Source organism: Hymenobacter aranciens (assembly GCF_030580865.1).
Classification (GTDB): domain Bacteria; phylum Bacteroidota; class Bacteroidia; order Cytophagales; family Hymenobacteraceae; genus Hymenobacter; species Hymenobacter aranciens.
Map to the genome: position 1 here is coordinate 63564 of NZ_JAUQSY010000001.1, position 13422 is coordinate 76985.

Annotated in this window: 12 protein-coding genes; 9 read left to right on the plus strand and 3 right to left on the minus strand. The window is 59.1% G+C overall.

Translation table 11 applies throughout. The features are described from left to right. The first annotated feature begins 3 nt into the window (after positions 1-3). The 5 genes from Q5H93_RS00220 to Q5H93_RS00240 all read left to right on the plus strand — a co-directional run bounded on the left by Q5H93_RS00220 (position 4) and on the right by Q5H93_RS00240 (position 6830). Positions 4-1974 carry an ABC transporter ATP-binding protein gene (locus Q5H93_RS00220; RefSeq protein WP_305004454.1) on the plus strand — a complete coding sequence of 657 codons (1971 nt, stop codon included), beginning with the start codon at positions 4-6 and terminating at the stop codon, positions 1972-1974. A 224-nt stretch (positions 1975-2198) separates the two neighbouring features. After that, positions 2199-4667 carry a ribonuclease R gene (rnr, locus tag Q5H93_RS00225; RefSeq protein ID WP_305004455.1) on the plus strand — a complete coding sequence of 823 codons (2469 nt, stop codon included), beginning with the start codon at positions 2199-2201 and terminating at the stop codon, positions 4665-4667. Positions 4668-4835: 168 nt separating this feature from the next. After that, the gene (locus Q5H93_RS00230) at positions 4836-5807 is read left to right on the plus strand and encodes a polyprenyl synthetase family protein (protein WP_305004456.1); all 972 of its coding nucleotides are present in this window, start codon (positions 4836-4838) and stop codon (positions 5805-5807) included. A gap of 4 nt (positions 5808-5811) precedes the next feature. Next, on the plus strand, positions 5812-6465 hold the full coding sequence (locus tag Q5H93_RS00235) for a rhomboid family intramembrane serine protease (RefSeq protein WP_305004457.1): 654 nt from the start codon (positions 5812-5814) through the stop codon (positions 6463-6465). 95 nt (positions 6466-6560) lie between these two features. Continuing rightward, complete coding sequence (locus Q5H93_RS00240) at positions 6561-6830, plus strand: PLD nuclease N-terminal domain-containing protein (RefSeq protein WP_305004458.1); 270 nt, start codon at positions 6561-6563, stop codon at positions 6828-6830. 87 nt (positions 6831-6917) lie between these two features. Here Q5H93_RS00240 and Q5H93_RS00245 read toward each other — a convergent pair whose 3' ends face one another. Then, entirely contained in the window at positions 6918-7544 is a 627-nt protein-coding gene (locus Q5H93_RS00245; protein ID WP_305004460.1) for a hypothetical protein, read from the minus strand. Between the two features lie 149 nt (positions 7545-7693). Here Q5H93_RS00245 and Q5H93_RS00250 point away from each other — a divergent pair, with 149 nt between their 5' ends. Together Q5H93_RS00250 and Q5H93_RS00255 are read left to right on the plus strand one after the other, a co-directional pair. Then, entirely contained in the window at positions 7694-8536 is an 843-nt protein-coding gene (locus Q5H93_RS00250) for a glycerophosphodiester phosphodiesterase family protein (protein ID WP_305004461.1), read from the plus strand. A 314-nt stretch (positions 8537-8850) separates the two neighbouring features. Then, entirely contained in the window at positions 8851-9237 is a 387-nt protein-coding gene (locus Q5H93_RS00255) for a helix-turn-helix domain-containing protein (protein WP_305004462.1), read from the plus strand. A 354-nt stretch (positions 9238-9591) separates the two neighbouring features. Here Q5H93_RS00255 and Q5H93_RS00260 read toward each other — a convergent pair whose 3' ends face one another. Continuing rightward, positions 9592-9909: a DciA family protein gene (locus Q5H93_RS00260; protein WP_305004463.1), complete on the minus strand. Its 318-nt coding sequence runs from the start codon at positions 9907-9909 to the stop codon at positions 9592-9594. A 197-nt stretch (positions 9910-10106) separates the two neighbouring features. Next, on the minus strand, positions 10107-11219 hold the full coding sequence (gene recF / locus Q5H93_RS00265; RefSeq protein ID WP_305004464.1) for a DNA replication/repair protein RecF: 1113 nt from the start codon (positions 11217-11219) through the stop codon (positions 10107-10109). A 65-nt stretch (positions 11220-11284) separates the two neighbouring features. Here recF and pdhA point away from each other — a divergent pair, with 65 nt between their 5' ends. Next, the gene (gene pdhA, locus Q5H93_RS00270) at positions 11285-12442 is read left to right on the plus strand and encodes a pyruvate dehydrogenase (acetyl-transferring) E1 component subunit alpha (RefSeq protein ID WP_305004465.1); all 1158 of its coding nucleotides are present in this window, start codon (positions 11285-11287) and stop codon (positions 12440-12442) included. Positions 12443-12502: 60 nt separating this feature from the next. After that, on the plus strand, positions 12503-13276 hold the full coding sequence (locus Q5H93_RS00275; protein WP_305004466.1) for a tetratricopeptide repeat protein: 774 nt from the start codon (positions 12503-12505) through the stop codon (positions 13274-13276). Positions 13277-13422 lie beyond the last annotated feature (146 nt).

A 13422-nucleotide genomic window follows, 5' to 3' on the forward strand; every position in this document is an offset into this window, starting at 1 on the left:
CCCATGCCCCAGCCGCTCCTCACCGTCTCCGACCTCACCATCGACTTCCACAGCCATCGGGGCAACACGCGGGCCGTGGAGGGCGTCTCGTTTACCCTCAATCGGGGCGAGACGCTGGCTATTGTGGGCGAGTCGGGCTCGGGGAAGTCGGTAACCTCGCTGGCGCTGCTGGGGCTGATTCCGATGCCGCCGGGCCGGCTGGTAGGAGGGAAGGCCGTGTTTCAATCTGAAAAGCTCGGCGAAACCGACCTGCTGACGCTGTCCGATAACCAGCTGCGCCAGGTGCGCGGCAACGATATCGGGATGATTTTTCAGGAGCCAATGACCTCGCTGAACCCCGTCTACACCTGCGGGCACCAGGTGGTGGAAGCCCTGCGCCTGCACACCGACCTCAGCAAAGCCCAGGCGAAGCAGCGCACCATCGAGCTATTCGCCGAAGCCCAACTGCCGCGCCCGGAAGCCATTTTCGACAGCTACCCGCACGAAATAAGCGGCGGCCAGAAGCAGCGCGTGATGATTGCCATGGCCATGGCCTGCCGCCCCGCCCTGCTCATCGCCGACGAGCCTACCACCGCCCTCGACGTGACGGTGCAGGCCCGCATGCTGCGCCTCATCGATGACCTGCGCCGTGAGCACAACACCGCCGTGCTCTTCATCACCCACGATTTGGGCGTGGTGGCCGAAATCGCCGACCGTATCCTGGTTATGTACCGGGGCCGCGTCGTAGAACAAGGCCCCGTGCTGGAAATTTTCAAAAATCCGCGTCATCCCTACACAAAAGGGCTTTTGGCCTGCCGTCCGCGCCTCTCCGTGGGCCAAAAACGCCTGCCCGTGGTGGCCGATTTCATGCGGGAGGGCGAGGCGGGCGAATTGCTGGAGCAACCCGCGCCGGTGGTACCCTTGCCGAGTGAGGTAGTTACGGAATTGTCGCCCGAAATGGCCGCTGTACAGTTAGCCAATAATTCTGACACTTCCAAAACGTTCCCCGTGGAACATCCCGTTTCACGCGTTCCACGGGTAGCCTCACCCCCCGGCCACCTCTCCGGGGGAGAGGGGGAGCCGGTCACGCACAGTTCCGAATCGTTCGGCTCCCCCTCTCCGCGGGAGAGGGGGGCAGGGGGTGAGGTTGACGCTGGGCGGCCCTTGCTAGAAGTCGAAAACCTCCAGGTCTACTTCCCCCAGCGTACCGGCCTCTTCCAGCCAAAGAAGTACGTCCACGCCGTCGATAACGTCAGCTTCACCCTTTACCCCGGCGAAACCATCGGCCTCGTGGGCGAGTCGGGCTGCGGCAAAACCACGCTCGGCCGCGCCCTGCTCCGCCTCACGGAACCAACGGCGGGCCGCATTCTGTTCGAGGGAACAGATTTGGCGAAGCTGCCAGCCGAGGATTTGCGCCGCCGTCGGCGCGATTTGCAGCTGGTGTTCCAGGACCCCTACGCTGCCCTCAACCCCATGCTGACGGTGGGCGAGGCTATCTGGGAGCCGATGCGCGTGCATAACGTGGGAGGCAGCCGCCGCGAGCAAAAGGCCCGCGTGCTGGAGCTGCTGCGCACCGTGGGCCTGCGCGACGAGCACTTCGAGCGCTACCCGCATGAGTTCAGCGGCGGGCAGCGGCAGCGCATCTGCATTGCCCGGGCGCTGGCCTTGCAGCCCAAATTGATTGTCTGCGACGAGTCCGTTTCGGCCCTCGACGTGTCGGTGCAGGCGCAGGTTCTGAACCTGCTCAACGACCTCAAACGCGAGTTCGGCATCACCTATCTCTTCATTACCCACGACCTCTCCGTGGCCCGGTTTATGAGCGACCGGCTGCTGGTGATGCACCAGGGGCGCATCGTGGAGCAGGGCCCGGCAGCGGAGATTTACGCCAATCCGCAGCATGAGTACACCCGTGGGCTGCTGGCCGCCATTCCCAAGGACAGTCTGGCCGACATTGAGGCGGCCGTGGCTGGCCGGTCACTAACGACGGCCCTCTAGGGCGTCATGCAGCGCGCAGCGAAGCATCTCGCTCGAACTCGTCTGCACGATTGATTTACTGCCGCACGCGAGATGCTTCGCTGCGCGCTGCATGACGGGCGTTTTGCCCGCCCATAACTTCCCGGCCCGGCTCGCGTTCTAGCAACGCCGCCGGTGCGCCGGCCGATTCAATTTCCCGCCCGCCGCCTGCGACAATTCACTTACCGGCGGCACCAAGCTTTTACATGCGTACCCCTAATACCAATAAGCCTGCCCGCGCCTCGCGCGAACGGCCCGAGCCCGCGCTCATCTCCCAGGAGCAAGTTCTGCGCGTGTTCATCGACAACCCGAACAAAGTGCTGGCCTATCGCCAGCTTTCGCGCCGCCTCGGCGTCACCACCAAGCAGCAGCGCGAGGAAATCTTCGCCCATTTGAAGAAGCTGCGCCATTCCAACGTCATCACGCTGCTTCAGAACGACGAATACCGCCTGACTGACCCAGCGTCGGCCAGCGCCATTGCAGCGGCCGTGAGCGGCGAAAAAACAAGCAAAAACGGCCCGAAACCGGGCAAAGCTGCCCGACCCGTAGAGGCTGAGTTCGGCCAGGACCCGGTGGTGCACCGGCGTCGCTCGGCAGGCTTCGACCACGCCGACGATAGCGGCCGAATTGACCGCCGCAGCGATGCCAACACCGTCATCGGCACCGTTGATTTGGCTTCGCCCAAATTCGCCTTCGTGGTGCCCGAGGGTGGGGGCGACGACATCCGCGTCTTCACCGACCAGCTCAAGTTTGCCTTGCAGGGCGACGTGGTGCGGGTGCGTCTGCGCGGCTCCCGCGACGGCCGCCCCGTGGGCGATGTGGTGGAAGTGCTCAAGCGCGAGCGGCCCGAAATTGTGGGCCAACTCCAGGTGCAGGGCACGCTCGGCTTCGTGAAGTCCGACAACCGCAAGGTGTATTTCGAGGCCTTCATCCCGCCGCAGAACCTGAACGGCGCCCGCCACGGCGACAAGGTGCAGGTGCGCCTTACCGAGTTCCCGAGTGACAACCACCGGCAGCCGGTGGGCGAGGTGCTGCGCAGCTTCGGCCCAGCCGGCGGCAACGAGGCCGAGATAAACGCCATCATGGCCGAGTTCGGCCTGCCCTTCGAATTTCCGGCCGGGGTGGAGGACGACGCCGAGGCCATTTCCGACGTCATCACGGCGGAGGAAATTGGCCGCCGCCGCGACTTCCGGCCCATCACCACCTTCACAATTGACCCCGACAACGCGAAGGATTTTGACGATGCCCTAAGCATCCGGCAGCTCGAAAACGGGCACTGGGAAATCGGCGTCCACATCGCCGACGTGACCCACTACGTGCGCCTCGGCACCGACCTGGAGAAGGAAGGCAAGCACCGCGCTACCTCGGTGTACCTCGTGGACCGCGTCATCCCGATGCTGCCCGAGCGGCTCTCGAACGGCCTCTGCTCGCTGCGCCCGCACGAGGACAAGCTGACCTTTTCGGCCGTATTTGAAATCGACGAGAACGGCAAGCTGCACGACGAATGGTTCGGCAAAACCATCATTCACTCCGACCGCCGCTTCACCTACGAGGAGGCCCAGGAGCGCATCGAAGGCCTCGACAGTGACTTCACCCGCGAGGTGAATGTGCTCAACGACCTCGCCAAAAAAATCCACGCCGCCCGCTTCCGGGCCGGGGCCATCAGCTTCGAAACCCAGGAAGTGAAGTTCCGGCTCGACGAGAATGGCAAGCCGCTTGGCGTGTACGTGAAGGAGCGCAAGGACGCGCACAAGCTCATCGAGGAGTTCATGCTGCTGGCCAATCGCAAGGTGGCCGAGTTCGTCTTCAACAAGAAAAAGACCAAGCCGCGCCTCACGATGGTGTACCGCACCCACGACGCGCCCGAGCCCGAGCGCCTCGAAAACTTCGCCCTCTTCGCCCAGAAATTCGGCTACACCCTCGACCTGAATAACCCGAAAAAGCTGAGCAAGGAATTGAACCAGCTCAGCGAGGCCGTGGTGGGCAAGCCCGAGCAGAACGTCATCCAGGGCTTGGCCATTCGCACCATGGCCAAGGCCATCTACACCACCGAGCCACTAGGCCACTTCGGGCTGGCGTTTGCGCATTACTCGCACTTCACCTCGCCCATCCGCCGCTACCCCGACATGATGGCCCACCGCCTGCTGGAGCACTACCTCCACAACGGTAAAAGCGTGGACGTGGAGCCCGTGGAGGAAGAGTGCAAGCACTCCTCAAACCGCGAGAAGCTGGCCGCAAACGCCGAGCGCGCCAGCATCAAATACAAGCAGGTCGAGTTCATGCAGGACGAGGTCGGCAACGTGTTCAAGGGCGTGGTGTCGGGCTTCAACGAGCGCGGCATGTACATCGAAATCGAGGAAAACAAGTGCGAGGGCATGGTGCGCCTGAGCGACATTCCCGGCGACACCTTCGAGCTCGACAAGGACAATTACCGCATCGTGGGCCGCGGCTCGAAGCGCATCATCCAGTTCGGCGACGAGCTGCAGGTGGTGGTGAAATCGGCCAACCTGCTCGACCGGACCATCGACTTCGACCTCGTCGATAATCGCCCCGAATCGGAAAAGCGCCGCGATGCCGAGCATAAAAAAGAACGTGGCCGCGACCAACACCGCGACGCTGGCAAACCCCGTGGCTACCGCCCCGACAGTGCCAAAGGTGGCAAGCGCCGCCGCTAATTGGTCTGTAAAATGAAAAAGCCTCGCCGTAATCCGGCGGGGCTTTTTGCTGAAAGGACCTCTGCGTCCTCTGCGAAAACACGGCGTCTTCTGCGGGAGGTCATAAGGCAAATCTTCGTAGGAGGCCGTAAGGCAAACATGCCTGCTACCTCCGACCTTTGCCCCCGCATGACTCCCCAGGAATTTCCCCAACTCATCACCGCCGCCCTCGCCGTGCTCGACTACGGCCAGGCCCCGGAAACCCTCTACGACCCGCTACGCTACATCATGGGCCTCGGCGGAAAACGCATTCGTCCCCAGCTGACGCTCTTCGGGGCCTACCTCTTCACCGACGACCTCGGCCCCGCCGTGAAGCCCGCCCTGGCCACCGAGGTCTTCCACAACTTCACCCTGCTCCACGACGACCTCATGGACCAGGCCCCACTGCGCCGCGGCCAGCCCACGGTGCACGAAAAGTGGAACCCCAACACCGCCATCCTCTCCGGCGACGTGATGCTGGTGCGCGCCTACGAACTGTTCCTCGACCTAAAGCCCGAACTGCTGCCCGCCATCCTGCGCCGCTTCAGCCAGACGGCCGCCGAGGTCTGCGAAGGCCAGCAGTGGGACATGAACTTCGAGACGGAAACCACCGTCAGCATCGCCCAGTACCTCGACATGATTCGCCTGAAAACGGCCGTTCTGCTCGGCTTCGCGCTGGAGCTGGGCGCCCGCATCGCCGGCGCCCCCGAGGCCGACGCTGAGCACCTGCGCCAGTTCGGCACGGCCATCGGCGTGGCCTTCCAGCTGCGCGACGACCTGCTCGATGTCTACGGCGATGCCGCCACCTTCGGCAAGCGCGTGGGCGGCGACATCCTGTCCGACAAAAAAACCTTCCTCCTGCTCACCGCCCAGGCCCAGGCCAGCTTCACGCAGCAGGAAATCCTACGCCAGCACATCGGCCAGCCCGTGCCCGATGCCGAGGCCAAAATAGCCGCCGTGCGCGCCGTCTACGACGAGCTGCGCATCCGCGCCCAAACCGAAACCCTCATCGAAACCTACTTCCAGGCCGCCCTGCAGCACCTCGACCGCGTAGCCGCGCCCGAAGCCCGCAAAGCCCCCCTGCGCCACCTCACCCTGCAGCTCATGGAGCGCGAAAGCTAACCCAATGGCCGATATCCAACTCAACCTCGTCCTGCTGCTCACCCTCGTCACGGTGGGCATTTCCATGTACGCTTGGTCTAACGAGGAATTCATGGACGCCTGGATTATGCAGCCTGCCGCCATCAACCGCGATTCGCGGCAGTGGTACCGCTTTCTCACCTCCGGCTTCCTCCACGCCGATTGGGCCCACCTCATCTTCAATATGATTGCCTTCTACTCCTTCGGCCAGTTTGTGCTGACGCTGTTTGAAGCAAGGTTTGGCTTACTTGGCGGCAATGCGGCTTTTCTGCTGCTCTATCTCGGGGGCATTGTGATGTCAGATGTGCCCACCTACCGCCGCCACCGCCACGATTGGGGCTACCGCAGCCTGGGCGCTTCGGGAGGTGTCTCATCCATCATCTTCGCGGCCGTCCTCTATTTCCCTACCGTCGGCATTGGTTTTCCCCTGCTGCCCGACCTGAGCATTCCCGGCTTCATATGGGCCGTACTCTACCTGGCCTACTCCCATCAGATGAGCCGGCGCGGCGGCGACAACATCAACCACGACGCCCACTTCTACGGCGCCTTGTTCGGGCTCGTACTCGCCATCATCCTGGTGCCAAGTTCCCTGCCCTTATTCTTCCTGCAAATCAAGGCTTATGTTGAATCAAAATTCTGATTTTAAGCAGTTTGAATAGGTAAGATGCGGCTTTTTATATCTTAATTCCGTTTGCTTGCGTATGGAAGCTACCTTTTACTTTCTTTCACAATTCCATGCGTAATCTCCTTGCTCACCCCCGTTGCCTGCCCCTGGCGGCCCTGTTGTTGCCTTTGATGGCAGTAGTATCCTCCTGCAGTCGCTATAATGACAACGGCAGTCTGTCCATCGTCGGCGTACTGTACCTGATTCTGGCCGTGCTGGCCGTTATCAGCCTGCTGAAGCAGGACTGGACCGTTGGCAAAAAAATCGTTTGGGGTCTTGTCATCTGGTTTTTCCCCGTGCTTGGCTCCATCATCTATTTCCTGTTCTCGGGTCGTAAGTAGTCCGGATTTCCTCAAAGAAAAGCGCCGCAGCCATCTAATGACTGCGGCGCTTTTCTTTGCCGCCTGACCTTACTTCCTAGCTTAGTCTTAGTCCTGCTGTAGCAGCCGACGCTTCTCCAGCCCCGCCACGTGTTGCAGCAGCTCCGCCGTGTTCGTGATTTGCTTCAGCTGCCAATGGTCGCCCACGCGGCGCATTTTGGCCTCAATCACCATCGTGGTATCGTACTTGGGCTGCGAAACCTCAATGCCCACGAAAGCATTGTCGCCTTCTTCTCGGGTATACTTAATGCCCTTGAAAGTGCTTTCCGGGCTCACGATTTTGCTGGCCAGGCCGGTCAGCGAAATGTTCACGAGCCGCTTCGGGGCAGCCGCTGCCGCCGCTTCCAACGAGCCTGTTTCCACGTAGCGCTGCACCTCCTTGTGGGCCGCCTTGGCCAGCGTAGGCTTTAGCAAGCGCATGGCGCCCGCCATGGCCAACTGCCCGCCCGGCAGCAGCGAAGTCACCGCCGAGCCCTGGCCAGCCACATCATCCACTAGGTGGTTCGTGACGCTGTTCACGTCCACAAACTTCTCGAACGTGGCCATATCGTGCGTCTCAATGGCCGCCGCCGCCTGCGCTAATGCCCCGCTCGGGCCATGCTTCAGACTTTGGTAATAATAGTAGCCTCCGGCAGCCAGCGCCAGCAATACCACGAGGAACAACAGCTTTTTCATTGTAAGAGAAAGAAAAATTGTGAGGCAACAAAATTACCTTAAAGAGTGAGCTTTACTAGCTGCTTGTCGCCGTTCTGCGTAGGCTGGCGTGAAAATTCCTATTATTTGCCCAGCTTTTACCCTCAGGTCTTCTCATTTCCCTATCGACGATGTTTTCTTACTCCCGCCCATTGGTGCATGGCCACCGTGGCTGTCGTGGCCTACTCCCCGAAAACACTCTGCCCGCCTTCCTACACGCCCTAAAGCTCGGGGTGGATGTGCTGGAGCTGGATGTCGTCATTTCCGCCGACCACGAGGTGGTAGTTTCGCATGAGCCTTGGATGTCCTCTGCCATCTGCCTCACGCCCGATGGCCAGCCAATCTCACCCGGCACCGAAACCCAGCACAACCTCTACCAGCTGCCCTACGCCACCATCCGGCGCTACGATTGCGGCCAGCGGCAGCATTCCGATTTTCCTGCGCAATTAAACGAGCCCGCTTATAAGCCGCTCCTGCGTGAAGTTCTGACCACCGTTGAAATCGCCACCCGGCAGCTAGGTCGCCCTGCCGTAGGCTACTCCATCGAGCTAAAGAGCGAACCTGCGCATGACGGCATTTTCCAGCCGTTCCCTGCCCAGTTTGTCGAACTAGTGCTGGCTGTGCTCCACGAGTACCAAGTGCTCCCGCGCACCACCCTGCTTTGCTTCGACCCCCGCATTCTACAACTCGCCCAGCGGCTCGTGCCCGCAGTAGCCACTTGTCTGCTGCTCGAAGCCGACCAAGCCTGGCTGCCTAGTGTAAAAAAGCTCGGCTTTGTTCCCACCGTCCTTGGCCCCGATTTTCGAACAGTCAATTTAGAAGCTGTAACAGCTGTGCGCGCAGCACATCCATCGCTACAGCTTATACCCTGGACCGTAAACCAACCTGACGATATGCAACGCTTGCTAGGCTGGGGCATGGATGGTATTACCACCGATTATCCCGACCAATTGTTGGCCTTACTGGCGCGATAGAACCTGCCTGCACTGCATCACATAAGAAAGCCCTCCGCTAAGCAAGCGGAGGGCTTTCTTATGTGATGCAGTGCCTATGCTGTTAGCTGAAAATCCTGCTACTGTCTCAATAATACGGCGTGTTCATTTACAATGCATGTAACGCTTGCAAATCGGCTGCGTAATGTAACAGTGTATTGAGTGTAATGATACACCGGGTGCCCGTAATTTGCAGCCGCGTGTAACAATAATTTGTGTAATATTTTTTTCGAACAAATTTGGTTTGTACGAATACACATTACATCTTTGCACCCACAGTTCGTAACACCTCATTTATGCCACATCAGGGCGAAATCCTGCAGGAAGCTATTAAAAGCAGTGGTATTTCCATCACGCGTATCGTGGAGGAGATGGGTATTACACGCCCAACCATCTACCGTAAATTCAAAGAGGATACAATCGAGTACGGTTTCGTAAAACGGGTCGGCGAAATTATCGGACATGACTTCTCGGATGACTTTACAAGTATACAACAATCGGTTTTGCCGTTCACGAATACCGTTACAAAATCTGTTGTTACACCATCTGTAACATCGCGTGTAACATCAAGTCAAGTGTTCGATTCTGACCCAACTAAGCAGCTGCTGGCCCTCCAAACGAAGTATATTGCCCTGCTGGAAGCATACAATGAGCTTCTCCTAAAAGTGTACGGCCCGAAGTGATACACATGTTCCACGTGAAACATTTGTGTTCGGACAGTTGCGAAAAGTGCCAGATAATATGTTTTGCATCTTCCAAAAAGCTCTGCAAAAGTGCATGTGCAGCTCCCGTGCTTGATGACAGATAAGGGCGCAGCTCAGACGAATGCTGCTCAAAATCCACCCTTTTGGTCTCTTAGGAGCTGAATTATATACTGGCCATAGAGAAAAGCCTTGATGCGTCCAGAATAATTAGCCCAAGCCAGCTCCCTACTACAGGATGAAAGACGACTTCCAAGAAATTGTTTTTTGGGATTGCATTGAGAGAGGCAGGAGGGAAGTTGGCCACGGATAGCCGCACAAATTTCGCCGTACAACCTATAGAAAAATTACCTCCTTAATCACCATTTCGCCCACCTCCGCATTGATAAGCTCAGCCACGCGGGTCTTCGCCATTACCAACTCATGCTTGAGCGGAGCCGACGTCAGGCGCACGAAGAGGCGCCCTTGATTGACGTATACCTCCTGGGTTTTTAGCGCCACGGCTTTTCCCATCACCCGCTCCCAACTAGATACCACAGTTACCTCGTTGAGCTTGCCGCGGAGGCGGTAGGCCCTTACCAAAGCTTCGAGTCCTTCCTTCAATGGAATGATGTCGCCCTGGCGGGAGTTGATGGGGGAGGAGGGCTTTTTCACGAAACAGGGTAGCAAGCTGACGCGCAACTCCGGCACGTGCCTGCGAAAGGCACAAGACTGTAAAACCACTTTGGAGCGGCGGAGACAAGCTGGAAAATGCAGCTACAAAGGTAGCTCACCATGCAGGCGAAATCGGTCTGCAAAGGCAAAATCCAGCCTTACCCAAATAGCCGGTCGAGACTGGTGAGACGCCTTGTCTACACCGGTGCCACCGTGCCGCTCTGCACCCTGAAACGATAGATGTCACTACTAACGCGGGTCAGCGCCAGGTCGGTGCGGGCGAGGTTGGTGTCGGTGAGGAAAACCTGGCCGAAGGTGTCATTAGCTACCAGTTCGAGCAGACGGGCGATGCGCTTTTCATCGAGGCGGTCGAAGATGTCATCGAGCAGGAGCAGGGGTTTGTGCTGCTGGCGAATAGCTAGAATTTCAAACTGAGCCAGCTTGAGGGCAATAGCGAAGGATTTCTGCTGGCCCTGGGAGCCGTAATTTTTGACGGGTAACTCTTCCATTAGAAAAATGAAATCGTCGCGGTGGGGGCCAGTGGTGCTGCGCTGCAGAATAAGGTCACGGCGCTCGTTGGCGCGGAGCAGCTGGGCGAAGTCAGCGTCGAGGAGCTGGCTTTTATAAGTCAGGGTGACGGCTTCGCGGCCGTCGGCAAGCTGCTGGTAGTGGCGCTGGAAGATGGGCGTGAACTCGGTGAGGAAAGTGGCGCGAGCAGCGGTGAGCTGCTGGCCGAGGGGAGCTAACTGTTCGTCGAGGGCCAGGAGGTAGTCGCGGTCGAAACCGTGGGAGCTGCCGCTGGACTGCTTGAGTACGGCGTTGCGCTGGCGCAGCAGAGCGTTGTAGGTGATAAGCTGCTCCAGGAACTCGTGGTCGAGTTGGGAGAGCAGGCTGTCGAAATACTTGCGGCGCTCCTCGCTGCTCTGACGAATGAGGTCGGTATCGTAGGGCGAAATGAGGACGGCCGGATATTTTCCGATGTGGTCAGATAGGCGGTCGTAGGGCTGCTTGTCGTGGGTGAGGGCTTTTTTTTGCCCGGCCCGCAGGCTTACCTGAATGGTTTCGGAGGAGGCGGAACTATCGGCCTGAAACTTGCCTTTAACTACAAAAAAATCAGCATCTTGCTTGATGCTTTGGCTATCGGTAGGAGTGAAGGCACTCTTGGTAAGCGACAGATAGTGAATGGCATCTAGCAAATTTGTCTTGCCGCTGCCATTGTCCCCAATAAAACAGTTGATACCCGGCGAAAAACGGAGGTTTGCCTCGTCGTAATTCTTAAAAAACAGCAAGTGAAGGGAGTCGAGGGTCATTGGGTTCGGTATTGCCAGCAGTTTTACGTAATTTCGCCCTCCCAACGCGAAAATAAACAAGTGCTATGGCCGATACGAAGGTAAAAGCTGCTCCCGAAACCCCGGCGCAACCCAATGGTAAGAATGGCGCGGCCGCTGCTGTGCCCACCGTACAGCAGCCCGACCCTGTGATGCCCGGCACCGACCAGGCCGACCCCCACGCGGGCGAAACCGTGGCCGCTACGCCCACTGAAAACCCTTCTTTCCCCAAGGAAACCTACCTGCAGTGGTACGAGCAAATGGTGCTCATGCGCAAGTTTGAGGAGAAGGCCGGTCAGCTCTACGGCCAGCAAAAAATCAAAGGCTTTTGCCACCTCTACATCGGCCAGGAGGCCTGCGTAGCTGGCGCCGTGTCGGCGCTGGAGAAGGGCGACAAATACATCACCGCTTACCGCGACCACGCCCACCCGCTGGCGCTGGGCACCTCGCCCAATGCCATCATGGCCGAGCTGTTTGCCAAAGCCACCGGCTGCTCGAAAGGTAAGGGTGGCTCAATGCACATGTTCGACAAGGAGGTTGGCTTCATGGGCGGGCACGGCATCGTGGGCGCGCAGGTGCCGATGGGTGCTGGTATTGCCTTCGCTGAAAAATACAACAAGACGGGCAAGCTCTGCATGTGCTCGATGGGCGACGGCGCCGTACGCCAGGGTGCCCTGCACGAAGCCTTCAACATGGCGATGCTGTGGAAGCTGCCGGTGATTTTCGTGATTGAAAACAACGGCTACGCTATGGGCACCTCGGTGCAGCGTACCTCGAACGTGACCGACCTCTACAAAATCGGTCTGAGCTACGACATGCCCTCGGAGCCGGTGAATGCCATGAAGCCGGAGGACGTGCACGAGGCCGTGGCCCGCGCCGCCGAGCGCGCCCGCGCCGGCGAAGGCCCCACGCTGCTTGAGCTAAAAACCTACCGCTACAAGGGCCACTCGATGAGCGACCCCGCCAAGTACCGCACCAAGGAAGAGCTGGAAGAGTACCGCAACCAGGACCCCATTGAGGCCGTGCGCCACACCATCCTAACGAACAACTTCGCCAGCGAGGCCGACCTCGCCGCCATTGATGAGCGCATCAAGGCGCAGGTGCAGGAGTCGGTGGAGTTTGCCGAAAACTCGCCTTACCCCACGCCCGACGAGCTGTACAAGGACGTGTACGTGCAAGAAAACTATCCCTACATCCACGACTAACCAGCGGCCCACCCGCTTCGGCTTCCGCCCGGAAGCTTCGTTTCTGAAAGACCATTCGTAATGTCTAAGATTCCCTTTACTGGCAAAAGCCAGCAGGCCCGCCAGGGCCAGCAAACCACCCAGACCGTCGTTTCGACCGACCCGCTGGCTCCGGCCGAAAACCTGTCGTACGAAAACCCGCTGCTGGAAGACCCCGATGCCCTGGCCGAGCGCCTGGCGCAGTCGGAAGACTTCGTGCGCAACAACCGCAACGTGTTGCTGGGTATTCTGGCCGTGGTGGTGCTAGCCGTGGTCGGTGGTTTCGGCTACTACACCTGGCGCAACAACCAGGACACCCAGGCGCAGGCCCAGATGTTCAAGGCTGTGAATTATTGGGAATCCGATTCGCTGAAACAAGCCATGAAAGGCGACGGTAAGGCCCCCGGCCTGGCCACCGTAGCCAATGAGTACGGCGGCACCAAAGCCGGCAACCTCGCCAACTTCTACGCCGGTGTGGCCGCCCTCAAACAAGGACAGTTCAAAGAAGCCCTCGACAACCTCGAAGACTTCAGCTCGGACGACTACCTCGTGCAGAGCCGCGCCTACTCGCTAATGGGCGACGCCCAGATGGAGCTGAACAACCCCAAAGAAGCTGCCGACCTCTACGCCAAAGCCGCCGACCACAACGCCAACGAGCAGTTCTCGCCCGGCTACCTGCTGAAAGAAGCCGGCGCCCGCGAAATCGCTAAGGACAACGAAGGCGCCCTGAAAGCCTACAACCGCATCATCACGGAATATCCGACGGCGCAGGAAGTAGGCGAAGCTCGCCAGTTCAAGGCTCGTCTAGATAAATAAATCGCAGCTCAGGCTGATTAGGAATTGCGCTTCTCCAACCTTGGGGAAGCGCAATTTTTTTGTTGTAGCGCGGATTTTGTAATCCGCGAGGCTGAGTGGCCAGATGCGCGGACCCGCGGATTACAAAAGCCGCGCTACGGTGAATA